The organism is Sideroxydans lithotrophicus ES-1, from assembly GCF_000025705.1.
Lineage (GTDB): Bacteria > Pseudomonadota > Gammaproteobacteria > Burkholderiales > Gallionellaceae > Sideroxyarcus > Sideroxyarcus lithotrophicus.
Genome location: NC_013959.1, coordinates 2,101,247 through 2,117,317, shown reverse-complemented (window position 1 = coordinate 2,117,317; position 16,071 = coordinate 2,101,247). Strand labels below are relative to the sequence as shown.

General features: G+C 58.6%; 13 protein-coding genes. 7 read left to right on the top strand and 6 right to left on the bottom strand.

The window, feature by feature from the left end; all coding sequences use genetic code 11:
- Window positions 1-25 precede the first annotated feature (25 nt).
- The 7 genes from SLIT_RS10465 to ispH all read left to right on the top strand — a co-directional run bounded on the left by SLIT_RS10465 (window position 26) and on the right by ispH (window position 8,115).
- Window positions 26-883, top strand: coding sequence for a carbon-nitrogen hydrolase family protein (locus tag SLIT_RS10465; protein WP_013030220.1), 858 nt, complete (start codon window positions 26-28; stop codon window positions 881-883).
- Window positions 884-891: 8 nt separating this feature from the next.
- On the top strand, window positions 892-2,316 hold the full coding sequence (gene tldD, locus SLIT_RS10460; protein ID WP_223293788.1) for a metalloprotease TldD: 1,425 nt from the start codon (window positions 892-894) through the stop codon (window positions 2,314-2,316).
- Between the two features lie 41 nt (window positions 2,317-2,357).
- Complete coding sequence (locus SLIT_RS10455; protein WP_013030218.1) at window positions 2,358-2,783, top strand: bacteriohemerythrin; 426 nt, start codon at window positions 2,358-2,360, stop codon at window positions 2,781-2,783.
- A 145-nt stretch (window positions 2,784-2,928) separates the two neighbouring features.
- Window positions 2,929-3,855, top strand: coding sequence for a bifunctional riboflavin kinase/FAD synthetase (locus SLIT_RS10450; protein ID WP_013030217.1), 927 nt, complete (start codon window positions 2,929-2,931; stop codon window positions 3,853-3,855).
- Complete coding sequence (gene ileS / locus SLIT_RS10445; RefSeq protein ID WP_013030216.1) at window positions 3,848-6,736, top strand: isoleucine--tRNA ligase; 2,889 nt, start codon at window positions 3,848-3,850, stop codon at window positions 6,734-6,736. Before SLIT_RS10450 ends, ileS begins: the two co-directional genes overlap by 8 nt.
- A complete protein-coding gene (gene lspA / locus SLIT_RS10440) occupies window positions 6,729-7,205 on the top strand; it encodes a signal peptidase II (protein WP_013030215.1) in 477 nt (158 codons plus the stop codon). The genes ileS and lspA overlap by 8 nt, the downstream gene beginning before the upstream one ends.
- Complete coding sequence (gene ispH, locus SLIT_RS10435; RefSeq protein WP_013030214.1) at window positions 7,186-8,115, top strand: 4-hydroxy-3-methylbut-2-enyl diphosphate reductase; 930 nt, start codon at window positions 7,186-7,188, stop codon at window positions 8,113-8,115. The genes lspA and ispH overlap by 20 nt, the downstream gene beginning before the upstream one ends.
- Before the next feature lie 62 nt (window positions 8,116-8,177).
- Here ispH and SLIT_RS15300 read toward each other — a convergent pair whose 3' ends face one another.
- The 6 genes from SLIT_RS15300 to SLIT_RS10405 are packed head-to-tail and all read right to left on the bottom strand — an operon-like array spanning window position 8,178 to window position 16,010.
- Window positions 8,178-13,034, bottom strand: a complete 4,857-nt coding sequence (locus SLIT_RS15300; protein ID WP_013030213.1) for a pilus assembly protein — start codon at window positions 13,032-13,034, stop codon at window positions 8,178-8,180.
- A 19-nt stretch (window positions 13,035-13,053) separates the two neighbouring features.
- The gene (locus SLIT_RS15295) at window positions 13,054-13,692 is read right to left on the bottom strand and encodes a pilus assembly PilX family protein (RefSeq protein ID WP_013030212.1); all 639 of its coding nucleotides are present in this window, start codon (window positions 13,690-13,692) and stop codon (window positions 13,054-13,056) included.
- On the bottom strand, window positions 13,686-14,477 hold the full coding sequence (locus tag SLIT_RS10420; protein ID WP_013030211.1) for a prepilin-type N-terminal cleavage/methylation domain-containing protein: 792 nt from the start codon (window positions 14,475-14,477) through the stop codon (window positions 13,686-13,688). Before SLIT_RS10420 ends, SLIT_RS15295 begins: the two co-directional genes overlap by 7 nt.
- 8 nt (window positions 14,478-14,485) lie before the next feature.
- Window positions 14,486-14,941 (bottom strand): type IV pilus modification PilV family protein, encoded by a 456-nt coding sequence (locus SLIT_RS10415; protein ID WP_013030210.1) that lies wholly within the window; start codon window positions 14,939-14,941, stop codon window positions 14,486-14,488.
- A 2-nt stretch (window positions 14,942-14,943) separates the two neighbouring features.
- Window positions 14,944-15,597 (bottom strand): GspH/FimT family pseudopilin, encoded by a 654-nt coding sequence (locus tag SLIT_RS10410; protein ID WP_150102998.1) that lies wholly within the window; start codon window positions 15,595-15,597, stop codon window positions 14,944-14,946.
- Window positions 15,591-16,010, bottom strand: coding sequence for a type IV pilin protein (locus SLIT_RS10405; protein ID WP_013030208.1), 420 nt, complete (start codon window positions 16,008-16,010; stop codon window positions 15,591-15,593). The genes SLIT_RS10410 and SLIT_RS10405 overlap by 7 nt, the downstream gene beginning before the upstream one ends.
- Window positions 16,011-16,071: the final 61 nt, after the last annotated feature.

Below are 16,071 nucleotides of genomic sequence, written 5' to 3'. Positions count from 1 at the left end.
TAACCAAAATTACTGAAAGTCGAATATGTCATCCCTCGATAGCACCCAGTCCAGAATCGCCGCGCAACTCAATGCCTTCAAGGTCGCCGCCATCCAGATGGCCTCCGGCCCCAAGGTCGAAGGCAACCTGAGCGAGGCGCGACGCCTGATCGCCAAGGCGGCGGAGCAGGGGGCGAAGCTGGTGGTGCTGCCCGAGTTCTTCGCCATCATGGGCATGAACGAACAGGACAAGGTCAAGGTGCGCGAGCTGCCGGGCCAGGGACCGATCCAGAGCTTTCTCAGCGAGATGGCGCGCAAGCACAAGATATGGCTGGTGGGTGGTTCCATTCCCTTGGCAGCCAATACGCCGGACAAGGTGCGCAACAGCCTGCTGGTGTTCGACGAGACCGGCGCGCAAGTCGCGCGTTACGACAAGATCCACCTGTTCAACCTGACGCTGGGCAACGAGAGCTACAACGAAGCGCAGACCATCGAACCGGGCGACAAGGTAGTGGTGGTCGACAGCCCGTTCGGGCGCATCGGTCTGGCAATCTGCTACGACTTGCGCTTTCCCGAGCTGTTTCGCGCCATGAAGGACGTGAACATCATCGTGCTGCCCTCGGCATTTACCGCAACCACCGGCAAGGTGCACTGGGAGCCGCTGGTGCGTGCCCGTGCCATCGAGAATCTGTCCTATGTCATCGCGGCAGCCCAAGGCGGTTACCATGTGAGCGGACGCGAGACGCACGGTCACAGCATGATCGTCGACCCCTGGGGGCGCGTCATGGATGAGTTGCAACGTGGTTCCGGTGTGGTCATCGCCGATGTGAATCCCTCATACCAGGCCAGCTTGCGCAGCAGCCTGCCTGCCCTGTCGCATCGTACGCTGTCATGCAACACATGAGTTCAACGATGCAACTGGCGCAACGTGCCTTGCTCACTGAGCATGGATTGGAGCCGCGCAATCTGGAACAGGTGTTCGGCAAGATGCTGGCACATCGTGTGGATTACGCCGACCTTTATTTCCAGTACAGTCGTGCCGAGAGCTGGGCGCTGGAGGAAGGCATCGTCAAATCCGGCAGCTTCAATATCGACCAGGGGGTCGGGGTGCGTGCGGTGAGTGGCGAGAAGACCGCCTTCGCCTACTCCGATGACATCACGCTGCATGCACTGGAAGATGCCGCATTGGCCACCCGCGCGATTGCACGCCAGGGCGGCAAGCAGACGGCTGCCCATATGCATGTCGGCAAGGCGCGGGCGCTTTACCTGCCGCACGATCCCATCGCGACCCTGAAAGCCGATGACAAGGTCGCGCTGCTGGAGAAACTGGAACGCATGGCGCGATCGCTCGATCCGCGCGTGACCCAGGTGATGGCCAACCTGGCCGGTGAATACGATGTGATCCTGGTGGCGCGCAACGACGGGCTGATGAGCGCGGACATCCGGCCGCTGGTACGCCTTTCGCTGCAAGTGATCGTCGAAAGCAACGGCCGCCGCGAACAGGGATCAGCTGGTGGCGGAGGGCGTTTCGGTTACGACTACTTCAGCGACGAGATACTGCAGCGCTATGCCAAAGAGGCGGTGCACCAGGCTGTCGTCAATCTGGATGCCCGTCCCGCACCGGCCGGCAACATGACCGTGGTGCTGGGCAGCGGCTGGCCGGGCATCCTGCTGCATGAGGCGGTAGGGCACGGTCTGGAAGGCGATTTCAACCGTAAAGGCAGTTCGGCATTTTCCGGCCGTATCGGGGAACGCGTAGCGGCCAAGGGAGTGACCGTGGTGGACGACGGCACCATCAAGGACCGGCGCGGCTCGCTCAACGTGGACGACGAGGGCAATCCGACGCAGCGCACCGTGCTGATCGAGGACGGCATCCTGCGCGGATACCTGCAGGACACCATGAACGCGCGCCTGATGGGGGTGCCGGTGACCGGCAACGCGCGGCGCGAATCGTTCGCGCATCTGCCTATCCCGCGCATGACCAACACCATGATGCTGAACGGCGACAAGACGCCTGAGGAGATCATCGCTTCGGTCAAGCACGGGCTGTATGCCGCCAACTTTGGCGGCGGGCAGGTGGACATCACCAGCGGCAAGTTCGTGTTCTCCACCACCGAAGCCTACATGATCGAGGACGGCAAGATCACCTACCCGGTCAAAGGTGCAACGCTGATCGGCAACGGCCCCGAGGCGCTGACGCGCGTCAGCATGATCGGCAACGACATGGCGCTCGACCCCGGTGTCGGCACCTGCGGCAAGGAAGGGCAAAGCGTTCCGGTCGGAGTCGGGCAGCCCACGATTCGAATCGACGGACTTACGGTGGGCGGTACGGCATAAGGCAGTTGCAGCTTTGCCGGTGTTTTAGCTGGGAGGTTCATATGAGCTTGGTGTGGCGGGAGCAGTTGAGCGTGGGCAACGATGTGATCGACTCCGATCACCGCTACCTGATTGATATCATCAATCGGGTCGGTCAGAGTCTGAGCACCAGGAACCGCAGAGAGCTGGTGGCCGGGCTGGACAGTCTTTCCCATTACTCGCAAGAGCATTTTGCCAGGGAGGAAAAGATCGCCCATGCTGCTGGTTATGAGCAGGTCCCGCATCTGGGCGAAACCCATCAGGCATTGCTCAACCAGCTCGATCAGGTAAGGCAAGAGGTCGGCGAGATGGTGCAGGTGTGGTCGTCCGAAACGGCCGAGCGCCTTACCCGCCTGTTGCGGAATTGGCTGATCGACCATGTCATCAAGGAGGATCTGCTGATGAAGCCCGTGCTGCAAAAACTCTCTCCGCTCTTTGACCCCAGATAAGCGGCAGGGCGATCAAGCCCCCGTTTCCTGATGTATTCCGGTTTGACCGGGGCCGTGGTGCCGCAGGCGAGTTACGGCTGCGGTATGGTTTTCCCTTTGTGGTGGCAGGCATCAACGGCATATCTCACGGTATAATCCGCGCCCTATGCAGATTCTACGCGGACTTCATTCATCAGGTACTCAGGCAGTGGCGGTCACCATCGGCAACTTCGATGGGGTACATCTCGGCCATCAGGCTTTATTGGGCGAATTGCGTGCGGCGGCCCAGGCGCGCGGCCTGCAAACGGCAGTGGTGATCTTCGAACCTCATCCGCGCGAATTCTTCACCCCGCAACAGGCACCGGCGCGGCTGACCAGCCTGCGCGAAAAGCTGGAACTGTTCCGTACGATGGGAGTGGATCGCGTGCATGTATGCCGTTTCGATGTGTTGTTTGCCAAACAGACGGCGGACGATTTCATCCATGCACTGTATGACAGCCTGCATGCCAGGTTCGTGCTGATCGGTGACGATTTCCGTTTCGGCAGTGGGCGTGCAGGCGATTTTGCCTTGATGCAGAAGATCGGTGCGCAACGCGGTTTCGAGGTCGCGGCAGTACACAGTGTGCTGCATGACGGCGTGCGCATTTCCAGCACAGCGATACGGGAAGCGCTGGCAGCCGGCCAGATACGCATGGCGCGGGACTATCTTGGCCGCCCCTACAGTATCAGCGGACGGGTGGTGCATGGCGATGGCATGGGGCGCAAACTGGGTTATCCGACTGCCAACATCCAGCTGAAGCACAATCTGCCGCCGCTCAAAGGCATCTATGTGGTGCTGGCACATGCGGAAGGACTGGGCGTGTTGCAGGGCGTGTCGAGTCTGGGAGTGCGCCCGACGCTGAAACAGGATGCGAAACCCGTTCTGGAAGTGCATCTGTTCGAGTTCGCGCAACAGATATACGGCAAGCATCTGCGCGTGGAATTTCTGCAGAAACTGCGCAACGAAGAGAAATACCCGAATCTGGAAGCGCTGACGCGGCAGATCGCGTTGGATGTCGAACATGCAAAGCAATGGTTCATTGATTATGAGTGAAGACAAGAAAAAATACCCGCTGAATCTCCCCGACACGGCTTTCCCCATGCGCGGCGACCTTGCCAAGCGCGAGCCGCTGATGCTGGCGCAATGGCAGGCGCAGCAGCGCTACCAGCGCATCCGCAAGGCTGCCGCCGGACGACCCAAATTCATCCTGCATGACGGTCCGCCCTATGCCAACGGCGATATCCATCTTGGCCACGCGGTGAACAAGATACTCAAGGACATCATCGTCAAATCGAAGACGCTGGCGGGCTTCGATGCGCCCTATGTGCCGGGCTGGGATTGCCACGGTCTGCCCATCGAGCTGCATGTGGAGAAGAAGCATGGCAAGGGCATCCCGCCGGCGCAGTTCCGCGAACTGTGCCGTCAATACGCTGCAGAGCAGGTGGCAAAACAGAAGAAGGATTTCATCCGCCTCGGCGTGCTGGGCGACTGGGACCATCCCTACCTGACCATGGATTTCAAGACCGAGGCCGACATCATCCGCGCCCTGGGCAAGATACTTGAGCGCGGTTATGTCTACCAGGGACGCAAGCCGGTGAACTGGTGCCTGGATTGCGGCTCCGCGCTGGCCGAGGCCGAGGTGGAATACGAAGACAAGGTATCGACCGCCATCGACGTCGGTTTCGAGGTGAAGGACAAGCATGCGGTGGAAAAAGCCTTCGGCGTGTCGCTGCCGGGCTCTGCCAAAGTGTATGCGGTGATCTGGACCACCACGCCATGGACCCTGCCCGCCAACCAGGCGGTGAGCGTGCATCCTGCCCTGGAATACGACCTGATCAAGACCGACAAGGGCTACCTGATCCTGGCGTTCGATCTGGCCGGCGATTGCCTGAAGCGCTACCAGCTCGGCGGCAACAACGACCGCGGCGACGGCCTCGCCGCCACCTGCTACGGTTCCGCACTGGAAGGCTTGCCGTTGCAACATCCGTTCTACGACCGCATCGTGCCCATCATCTGCGGAGAGCATGTCACGCTGGAGGCGGGTACCGGACTGGTGCACACCGCGCCGGCGCACGGCGTGGACGACTATGTGGTGGGGCAGAAATACAATCTGCCGAGCGACAATCCGGTGGGCGACGACGGCAAGTTCATCTCGACCACGCCCGCGGTCGGTGCCACGCCGCTGGCCGGCGTGTTCGTGTGGAAGGCCAACGACATCGTACTGCAAGCCATGGAAGCCAGCGGACACCTGCTGCACCAGGAGAAGGTCAAGCACAGCTATCCGCATTGCTGGCGCCACAAGACACCGATCATCTTCCGCGCCACACCACAGTGGTTCATCGGTATGGAGCAGGTATCTTCCTCTTCCGTCGGCGGAAAAGAGGACTTGATCCAGGCTACACGCCATTCTGAAACACATGCGCGGGAAAAAGCGGGGGTGGCGTTGCGCGACTTGGCGAACAAGGCCGTCGAGCAGACCGAATTCTTCCCTGCGTGGGGACGCGCGCGTCTGGAGGCCATGATCAGGAACCGCCCTGACTGGTGCGTGTCGCGCCAGCGCAGCTGGGGAGTGCCGATGCCGTTCTTCGTGCACAAGGAGACCATGGCACTGCACCCGCGCACGCCGGAACTGCTGGAGAAGGTCGCCAAACTGGTGGAACAGTCCGGTATCGAGGCATGGTTCTCGCTGAACAGCGCCGACCTACTGGGTGACGATGCGGCGCATTACCGCAAGCTGTCTGATACGCTGGACGTGTGGTTCGATTCCGGTGCGACGCATTTCGCCGTGCTGCGTAACCGCCCAGAGTTGGCCTATCCGGCTGACCTCTATCTGGAAGGTTCAGACCAGCATCGCGGCTGGTTCCAGTCCAGCCTGCTCACCGGCTGCGCCATCGACGGCCGCGCACCGTATCGCCAGTTGCTGACGCACGGCTTCACCGTGGACGAGAAGGGCTACAAGATGTCCAAGTCCAAGGGCAACGGCATCGAGCCGCAGGACATCTGCAACAAGCTCGGCGCGGACATCCTGCGCCTGTGGATCGCGTCGACCGACTATTCCGGCGAGATGTCGCTGTCGGAAGAGATCCTCAAGCGCGTGACCGACGGTTACCGTCGCATCCGCAACACCCTGCGCTTCCTGCTGGCCAATATCGCCGATTTCGACATGGCGCGCGATGCGATGCCGGTGGAGCAGTGGCTGGAGATCGACCGCTATGCACTGGCTTTGACTCAGCAGCTGCAGGATGCAGTGTGCGGTGATTACGATCGCTACGAGTTCCACTTGGCGGTGCAGAAGCTGCAAGGCTTCTGCTCGGAAGACTTGGGCGGCTTCTACCTCGATATCCTCAAGGACAGGCTTTATACCGCTGGCGAGAATTCAAAGGCGCGGCGCTCGGCGCAAAATGCGCTGTACCACATCGCCCATGCGCTGGCGCGACTGGTCTCGCCTATCCTGAGTTTCACCGGAGAAGAGGTATGGGCGACTTTGAATGGCAAGGATGATGTCAGTGTGTTTGAGCAGCTTTGGTATGAATTGCCGAATGTAGACGCGACTAGCCTGTTGGATAAATGGGCTTTGATTCGAGAATATCGTGGAGTTTTAACAAAGCAACTGGAGGGAGCTCGTGTTGCTGGATACATAGGTTCATCTTTGCAGGCTGAGGTTGATGTTAATGCATCGGGCAAAACATATGATGCATTGGCTTCACTAGGGGATGAATTGCGACTTGTTCTAATTGTTTCGCGAGCAACTTTAAAAGCATCAACAATTAGTCCAAACATGCAAGCCGAAATAGTGACACCGAGCGCACACGCCAAATGTGAGCGCTGCTGGCACTACCGCTCCGACGTCGGCAGCGATGCCAATCACCCCACGCTATGTGGCCGTTGCGTAAGCAACCTGTATGGTGAGGGCGAGGCGCGCCGCTATGCTTAGCCGCTGGTTGCTGGTCTCAATCGTGGTCATCGTGCTCGACCAGTTGAGCAAGGCGGCGGTCAGCAGCCATTTCGTCTATGGCGAGAGCATGGCCGTGCTGCCGTTCTTCAATCTGGTGCTGGCACACAACACGGGCGCGGCGTTCAGCTTTCTGAGTGAGGCGGGCGGGTCGCAGCGCTGGCTGTTCAGCGCCATCGCCATCGTCGCTTCGGTGTGGATATTCTGGTTGCTGCGCAAACATCATGCGCAAAAACTGTTTTGCTTTGCGCTGGCTTTCATACTCGGAGGTGCGCTGGGCAACCTGATCGACCGCATCGCCTACGGCTATGTGGTGGACTTCCTCGACTTCTATTGGGGTGGCTATCACTTTGCCGCATTCAATCTGGCCGACTCCGCCATCACCTGCGGTGCAGGCTTGCTGATCTGGGACAGCTTCAAAGGAAAAACACATGGAATTGCTGCTCGCTAATCCCCGCGGTTTCTGCGCCGGCGTGGACCGTGCCATCGAGATCGTAGAGCGTGCATTGGCGCTGCACGGCGCGCCGATCTATGTGCGGCATGAGGTGGTGCACAACAAGTTCGTGGTGGACAGCCTGATCGCCAAGGGCGCGATCTTCATCGAAGACCTGAAGGATGTTCCTTCCGGCAGTATCCTGATCTTCAGTGCGCACGGCGTGCCGCAATCGGTCCGGCGCGAAGCCGAAGCGCGCGGTCTGACCGTGTTCGATGCGACCTGCCCGCTGGTGACCAAGGTGCACATCGAGGTCTCGCGCATGCGCCAGCAGGGTAGGGAGATCGTGATGATCGGCCACAAGGGGCATCCAGAGGTGGAAGGCACGATGGGGCAGAGCAACGGTGGCATGTATCTGGTCGAAACACCGGCCGACGTGCAGACGCTGCAAGTGCAGGATGAGCAGAATCTTTCCTATGTGACGCAGACCACCCTGTCCGTGGACGATGCCAGCAGCATCATCGCCGCTTTGAAAACGCGCTTCCCGTTCATCACCGGTCCTAAAAAGGACGATATATGTTATGCCACGCAGAACCGCCAGGATTCGGTGAAATTGCTGGCCGGCCAATGCGACCTCGTCATCGTGGTCGGTTCGCCGAACAGTTCCAATTCCAACCGCCTGCGCGAAGTGGCACGCAACCTCAACGTCCCGGCCTATCTGGTCGATAACGCAAGCGAACTCAAGCCGGAATGGTTGCAAGGAAAACAGCGCGTGGGCATCACAGCGGGTGCATCAGCCCCGGAAGTGCTGGTGCAGGAGGTCATCGCGCGTTTGAAAGAACTGGGTGCGGCCAGCGTGCGCGAGATGGACGGTATCCGGGAGAACGTGGTATTCCCGTTACCGAAAGCGCTCAACCCAAACATTTAGTTTCGCATAAAGAACTGCGGCGCCCTGAGGGCGCCGCAGCATACTTCAACCATCTGAAAACTTTACTGCTGGATCAGTTCTCGCCAGGATTTACGGGTGGGAACTCCTGTGGCAGTCGTATTGTTGTTATTGCCCTTGTTGCTCCAGACAGAGCTTTCGTTAGGTGTGCCGCCGCCTGAACCCTGTGAGTAAGCCTTGTTAGTGCCATCCAGCAGTGTCGCAACCACCGGGCGCGTGGTCAGCTCGTTGCCGAGTTTTGTCGCGATGACCCCTGTGGGTGACGAGGAGACTGAACCGCCAGTCAGGTAATTCAATTGATACTGGAAGCTGTCGCCGCCCACGGAGCAGGAACTGGCATTGGGTACGTTGGAGTTGATGACCAATGTCTGATCGATGATCGCAGGGTCGACATTCACTCGCTCTCCCGCCAGCGGGAAGTCGAAGTACCAGCCTCCATTGCTGGAGAAACTTACGGCATTGTTGCTGGTGACGACCACGCTTTGGCCCGAGGTACAGATCGTCGCAGCAGTTCCTACAGGGCAGGTCGTCGAAGTTTGCGTCTGCTGCACGAATGTGCCCTGCGTTCTCGGGTTGCCAAAGATCGCGACACTGGGTGTCGTACCGGCCGGGTAAGTGTCCTTGATGGCATAGAAGGACTGTTGGCTGGTATCGCTCAGGTCCGTGGAGCCCAGGTAGCGACCTGTGCCTACAAAAATCACAACAGTGTTATTGACCAGGGACAATAACGGCTTGGTCGTGATCGGTTGTATGTTGCCGGCAGGGGAAGGACCTTGCAGCGTGGCCAACAGCTGAGCGTCATATCCTGCAGCACCAAGATCGCCGTTGATATCGAATCGCCACAGGTTGCCGAGCATGTCTCCGGCGTAGACTGCCGTGGCAGTTGCATCGACACCGGGAGAGACCAACGGAGCATCGAGTTTGCCGAGGCCGCTGGGCGTTGCCACGCTGCCAACGCCGGTGCCGATGATGCCCGTGCCGTTGACCGAGGTGACCAGTGTGCCGGTGTAGGCATCGACCACATACAGGTAACCTTGTCCATCGCCAGCGGTATTGTTATAACCCGAGGTGAACAACACCACCCATTCCCCGGTCTTCAATTTGACAACCTTGGGGTTGCCATAGGTGTATCCCATGTTGGCATCTGTGAACTGCCACAATGCGATGGGGTGGGCCGGATTGGTGATGTCCAGCGCATAGTAGCTTGTGCCGCCGCCATTCAGTCCACCTACCAGTATCGTTTTCCAGACGGCAGCAGTGTTGCTGGTGCAATTGCTTATGCAGATATCGGCAGTGACTGGCGAACCGTCCACGTAATATTGGTGCTGGAGAGGGTAATTCTTGTCGGCAAGCTTGTAGAGGTTGGGAATGACCGCAGTGGGAATGAAGGCCCACGCCTCGTCGCCGCCATTCACGTTGATGCCCCCGGTCGAGACGACATGACCTGTCGTGCTGCTCATCATGTCTGTTGCTGCATAGAATGCATGCAACATGCCGTCGTTGCCGCCGACATACACCATGGCTTGCCTGTCCGCCATGGCAGTGACGAAGTTGCTGGTGCCAGTCTTGTAACCGGGGTCACCATAGAACGGTGACAGGGCAGCTTTCACATAGTTGGATTCGGAGCTCACGATGTCACCCATCACATGGTTGCGCTGGCGATAGTATTTGCCAGTGAGGGTGTCGGTGGACGCACCCTCGTAGGTGCGGTCTCCCTTGAGGAAGGCCACCAGGTTGAGTCCCTCGATGCCTGACGTCACGGTGCTATTGGTGGTATCAAGGGCACCAAAGGTGGCTCCTGATGTGTATGCCGTATTGACTTGGTACCAGGTCGTGCCGTTCCGATATACATCGCCTGCCGTATAGAAGGTGCTGGGTGTCCAGCTAGCCAGGCAAGTGGCTCCGACCGCACACAGTTGGCTGAGCGATGCGATATGCGGCAGGATGAAATTGCTGTTCAGACCAGCTGTGGTCAGATTAGCCAGCGTGAAAGACGACAGTTTGTTGGTCGCACTTGCATCGAAGAAATAGATGTTGCGCGCGGCATTGGCATCCAGCAGAGCCTGCGCTGACCAGTCGATGGCAGGAAGGACTGCGCCGGTGGTGACATCCAGTTGCTGGCGTATCAGTTCGCCCGTCCATTGTTGCGAGACGAAGGTCGAACGGAACAGGAAGTTGTCACCCTGAGTCACGAACGCATTACTGGTCGTGGCTGCCGCTGCCGAGCCGGTGCGGGCGGATACGCCTGCCAGGGCTCTGGAAAGGGCGGTTGCCAGGTCGGAGGGGTTGGCAGCGCTGAAGTAGGTGCCGCGCCCGTCTACAGCGGCATGCCACAAGTCATCGATGTTATTGATGGAGTTGGAAGCCGGAACCGGCCAGTTGCAGCTTCCGCTGGCTTGCCAAGGACAGACGGTCGATCCGTTGGCGGTGTTGCCGCTCCTGACATCCCAGAAATCGCCGCCGCCGTTGGCGGCAGTCTCGGATTCGTAACTGGGGTCGAATACCATGTTTCCGCGTGCACCGAGACCAAGAGTAAATGTGGTCATGTGCTGATGCGCTGCAGCATCCAGGCCGCTCGACGGCACATTGTTGGCGCTGATGTCTGTGCCGTTCACCGCGCCCGGAGCGCCGGAAAGGTTGTTGCCCAGCGCGGTGGTGCGCAGATCGGTGATGTAGTAATACTCGGCGACGTCAGCCAGTGTGTTGAAAGTGCCCCCACTGTTTGATGAAGAGACGACAGGCGTACCCGCAGTCGGGCCTACCGTGCTGACTATGGTGGTGGTAGCTGTTCCCCCGGTGATGGAGGTTGTATACGGCGGCGTGTCCCATGTTCCCCAGCCGGTTGGAGTGGTCGTGGCCCATGACGTCGGATCCGGAACAGGAAGCGAGGCAGTGGCCGTGCATACGCTGTTCGGCGTACCTGCATTATCGGGGCCCACGGTAAAGGTGGGAACCGTGGAGGTATAACTCAGGTTGCCGGTGAAGTTGTACGTCAGCGTCGATGGCGTCAGTGCGCTGGTCGGGCCGACCACCCCGTTGATGGTGGTTTGGGTCGTTTGCTGGTCGGCGGTGTACTGGTCAACCGAGGTTGCCGTATAACCGGTTGCGGTTTCTACGATCGAGTGCGGTATGGTGGTGACGGTGGAACCGCCGACACCAGCTTTGCTCTGGCAGGCTCCCACGGAAGAACTGTAGCCGCTGCCGAATGCAGTGCGATCGCTGACGCAGCCGGTGTTGCCGGAAAAACTGTTGACCAGACTCCACGTCGTCCCGGTCGAGTCAGTGACGGATGACCCGGAAAAAGGATTGCTACTGCTTCTGCATATCCAGGCATTGGCGGCCAGTTGGTGGCAGCGCGAAGTGTTCGGATTGGTGCTGGCGATGCCTACGGCAATCGTTTTGCCGTTGTCAGTCAATGAGCTGACCGTATGGGATACCGTGATGCTTGGCGTTGTACACGCAGAACCTATCGATGTGACTGTATAAGTGAAGGTGTATGTGGTGGTTTGTCCCGTGGTGACGGTCTGCCTGGTCTGCACAGTCGTGTACGGTGTCACGGTCGTGGTGGAATAGTTAGCGCCGTCGTACATCGGCCTTGGCTCGAAATAATCCTGGTTGCCGATGGCATTGCCGGACAGATCGGTTGGGGTAGGGCCGTTCCAGAAACCATCGGTTGTCAGGATGGTGAAGTTCTGCTGACAGGAGAACTGGACTGGATCCGGCACGCTGCTGGTTAGCGCATTGTTCGAGTTAGTTGAGGGCAACTTGTGCGCGTACATGCGGCCGACATCAGCAAGCGCCTGGCGCAGGGGGGTACTGTTGTTCGCCCTGGTGGCATACAGCTTGGCATACCAGGCGGCTTTCTGTGTCGCGTCGAAGGTGTTTAGAGCCAGGAGATCCGAACCGGTATTGTTGTTGATGGTGGCAAAGCCGACGCGGAACGTGGTGCCCAGCGAACTGAATGCCTGACCGGTTGCCGTCTTCATCATCAGTATGCGCGTGTGGTAATAGCTCCACCAGTTGGCGAAATTGGTGCGTTCATCCGTCGCCCCGGGACCGGAAGTCGAGGTCACAAGCACCTTGGTGAATACGCCGGAACCTGTTGTGGTCGAGAATGCTGTTGTGGTGGAACTCATTGTACCGGTGCTGACACTGACGCTTGGCGTGGTGCCAACATCTGCAGGTGATATGCCTGCTATGGTCACTTTGCTGCTTGAGCTGGTGGCAGTGTATCCCGTACCGGAAGCATTGATTGCACTGGCGACGTTGCTCGCCATGGTGCTGCTGCTGCTGGTCGTGGAGTTTACCGCGATGGTCGTCCCGTTCACGGTGACGCTGGTAACAGTGGTGCTGGAAGTACCACTGAAGGTAATGGTGGCGGTAGTTACCTTGCTGTTGCATTCCAGGTAAAACTGGCTGCTTGAGTTGTAATAATCCTTCAGTTTTTCGGTGGTTTGCGTACCGGTATATTTGTAATAAAAAGCCGGTTGCACCGGGTCGCCGCCGGGATCCCTGAAACTGGTGCTCAGGTCGGTCGAACCCCCGGTGGTGTTATAACCATCGTTCCAGGCCGAAGTGAAGCTGGAGTTCGCATACGAGGCACCGGTCGAATCGACGGGCGACGTGTAGGTGATGGTATGGTCATAAAACATGCCGTTGCACTGCGGACTGGCGGCGCCATAGGTGCCGGCATTGAAATTGCCAGCGTTATCAGGCATGTAATCCCAGGCCATACTGCCCGAGTCGTCCATCATGAGGAATATGTTGGGCAGAACGGATGAGGTTGGCGAAGTGATCAACGGCGCCGTTGCAAGATCCGTGGTCGCACTATATGCATTGAGCATGGTCCCGAAGAGGAGGGCAGTGCCGGCGAATCTGATTGAGCGGGTGAAAGTCTTCATGATGACTCCTTCTGAAAAGTTACAGCGCGATCATGGCCTGGACGTAGCTGACGCTGTTGCGCGGGCCTACGACCCTGGTGGTGATCCGGTAGTAATGCAAATTCGAGGTTTGCGTGGACGAGCTGAAATCTCGAGATGTACTTCCTATATCCTGGCCTTGCGGGGTCGTCGTCGTGGTGGTCGAGGTGGCGATGGTGCAATTGACTTGTTGCGGGCTGCCACACATGGCTTCGATGACGAATGCCCCGCTGTAACCTGTTGGCAGGGTGGTCAGCGACACCACGCCGGGGCCGCCTACCATGGCAGTCCAGTAGCTTTCCCAGGTGGTGTTGGCTGTGGGCGGCTCCAGCAGTGGCTGGTGGTAGGACTTGTAGCCGTTTGCACATGGGTTGGTGGGAGTCGAGCCGTCGCATTGCAAGTTCGGGACGTTGTTGTAAAGGTATGCAATCGCCGTTTCCGTGCCCGTATCCGCAGCATTCAATGAAGATTGCTGGAACGCCAGGTTGCCGGAAACCAGGTTGGTCGTATCCACTGAGCGCATCAAGGCGATGGCGGCCAGCGTCATGGCTACCAGCATGATGAGCGTGATCAGCAGCACCACGCCTTTTTGCCTGGAGCGACCGTTGAGTTCGCGTGATTGAAGGGTGGGAGTTAACATCCGGGTGCTCCTGTCCACAATGAATTTCGTATCGGTATCAGGCTTTCAAAAGTCTTGTAGCGATAGTTTTGCCATGTAAACCCGGGATCAAACGAAGTCCCCGTCAAATCGATCGCGCCAGTGCCTGACCATGCCGGCACAGGTGCAGAGACACCAGTGACCGCTATTTTTTCCAGCTGGTGGTTCCTGGTGACCAGGGCGAGCCGGACGCTTTGGCCCGCATTGCATTCTGCCCTCATGCTGACCACATCGCCGGCGATCGATATCCAGTTGGCAGGGAGGGAGCAATCGCTGGTGACATAGTCGCATTGCCTCAGGTTGCCTCCGCTGACTGCATAGGCCAGGACGTTGATCGTGTTGCCGGCAGCGGCGACACCCGAAGCGGATTCCGGTGCGCAGGCATCGTTGCCATAAGCGACCATGAGGGTGTCGGTATTGGTGTCCCTGACGCCGGATATGGCCAGGGGAGCATAGTTGATCATCACCGGGCTCAGGGTGGCCCCGTTCCACGACAGAGTGGGCGCAGCAACGGCTGCGGACGTCGCCGAAGCAAAACAATACCCTGCCTGCTGCACGTTCTGCTGGATGCCATACATTGCGATGGCGCCGGCGTTCAATGCATCGTCGCCACCGCTGGTCGTTCGCTTCTGCCCCTCGAACAGGGAGAACATCTGCATCATGATGATGATGCCCAGCATGCCGATGACCATGGCAACCATGATCTCCACCAGGGTGAAGCCCCGTGCATGATGGTGATTGCGGACTGTAATGTGGGCAGAAAACACAGTGGCTCCTAGTTGGTTATCTGGGTGAGGGTGCTGTACTGGTGGCCGGTTGCAGTGCCTGTGTTTTCACCCGGCACGGTCCAGAAGACATTGATGGTGACGGCATTGCTGGGCGTGGAAGCTGCAGCGGTAAATGGAACTATGGTGACTGTAGGTGCGGAAGCGCCTGTAGTAGGCAGGGTCGCGGCAACCGTATTCGCCCAGGCAGTATACGAAGCACCGCCGGTCTGGTAAGCGGTGGCAAAATTCGGGGCGGAGTGCGCCAGCCACATCTCTCCGATCAGCCGGTTGGCCAGCAAATTGGCATCGGAACGGTATTTCGAATCGCTGGCCAGCTTGATCGAATTGGCCTGCAAGGCGACGATGGCAAGGATGCCGATCGAGAAGATCAGGATGGCGATCAGCGCTTCCAGCAGCATCACGCCGCGTTGTCTGAAAGCTGGAAGATTGTGCTGTGTCTTCATGATCAGCATCCTTGGGGTGTATTGGGGGTAAGCGCAGGGTCGCACATGCGCACCTGCCCGCCGGACGACACCACGATACGCAAGCAGCGCAGCTTGCCGGTGGTTGAATAGCTGATTGCAGGCGGATAACCACAACCCGCATTCGCCGCCGGGCAGTAACAGGATGCGCCGCTGAGATTGGCGCTGACATCGATATTTACGGCCACGGAAGGGTTTGGCGTGGCGCCCCCAACAAGCAGATCTGTCGAGCTCACTTGCCGTCCCAGACCGTTGAAGGCGATGGTGGCTTGGCCGGCGTTGACCGAAGCGTTAGTCGATCCGCCTTGCAATATCTGACTTTGCACCCTTTCCACTCCGGCGTTCGCGACGGTATTGCAAACATTGGTATTGGCGGCAGCCGAAGAGACGACCACGTCCCAGGACGAATCATTGCTTGCGCAGGTGACGAATTGCGCTGTGGTGTTGCGGTGCACGGCCTCGTTCTTGGCGATGGCCAAACCGTTCAACATCGACTCGGTGGCTGAGCGTATCTTTGTGTTCTGTATCCAGTCGGAGAAATTGGGTGCGGCGGCGGCGAACAGGATGAACACGATCGCCAGCGCGACCATGATCTCGACCAGGGTCATGCCCTTCGAATTGTGTCTGTTGATTAACACTGGCCCCCCGCTTTGGTTATCCAGCAGGACTGTTGTGGACTTTGCCAGTTGGCAGGGGCCGGCGCGGCGATGGTGGAGGTCTGGGCGTTGGCCTGGTCCACGGTATAAGTGAATCCGGCCATGGTGTTCTTGCCGATCGCCTGCAAAGTATAAGTGGTGGCGCCAGGCGTCGCGGGGCAGGAGACATCGAAATTGTTGCCGGTGTTGTTGCAGTTGCAGGTCGCATAGGAGCGATTGTCCTGGAAGCATTGCTCCATCTGCACGCGCATGGTCGAGAGGGTTGAAGTCGCCTCGGGAATCTTGCTTCTGACGACGTAATCCTGATAGGCGGGGAAAGCCACCGATGCTAGTATGGCGATGATGGCTACAACGACCATCAACTCGATCAAGGTAAATCCTTTGTGCAATTTCATTTTGCTCTCCCAAATTTTGTAATGCGAAAGTTAGAACAGAACATGTCAATACGGTTAGTCA

Excerpts from the sequence above, each read along its gene's own strand:
- SLIT_RS10465 (WP_013030220.1), top strand. The coding sequence starts at position 26 with ATGTCATCCCTCGATAGCACCCAGTCCAGAATCGCCGCGCAACTCAAT.
- tldD (WP_223293788.1), top strand. The coding sequence starts at position 892 with ATGCAACTGGCGCAACGTGCCTTGCTCACTGAGCATGGATTGGAGCCG.
- SLIT_RS10455 (WP_013030218.1), top strand. The coding sequence starts at position 2,358 with ATGAGCTTGGTGTGGCGGGAGCAGTTGAGCGTGGGCAACGATGTGATC.
- SLIT_RS10450 (WP_013030217.1), top strand. The coding sequence starts at position 2,929 with ATGCAGATTCTACGCGGACTTCATTCATCAGGTACTCAGGCAGTGGCG.
- ileS (WP_013030216.1), top strand. The coding sequence starts at position 3,848 with ATGAGTGAAGACAAGAAAAAATACCCGCTGAATCTCCCCGACACGGCT.
- lspA (WP_013030215.1), top strand. The coding sequence starts at position 6,729 with ATGCTTAGCCGCTGGTTGCTGGTCTCAATCGTGGTCATCGTGCTCGAC.
- ispH (WP_013030214.1), top strand. The coding sequence starts at position 7,186 with ATGGAATTGCTGCTCGCTAATCCCCGCGGTTTCTGCGCCGGCGTGGAC.
- SLIT_RS15300 (WP_013030213.1), bottom strand. The coding sequence starts at position 13,034 with ATGAAGACTTTCACCCGCTCAATCAGATTCGCCGGCACTGCCCTCCTC.
- SLIT_RS15295 (WP_013030212.1), bottom strand. The coding sequence starts at position 13,692 with ATGTTAACTCCCACCCTTCAATCACGCGAACTCAACGGTCGCTCCAGG.
- SLIT_RS10415 (WP_013030210.1), bottom strand. The coding sequence starts at position 14,941 with ATGAAGACACAGCACAATCTTCCAGCTTTCAGACAACGCGGCGTGATG.
- SLIT_RS10405 (WP_013030208.1), bottom strand. The coding sequence starts at position 16,010 with ATGAAATTGCACAAAGGATTTACCTTGATCGAGTTGATGGTCGTTGTA.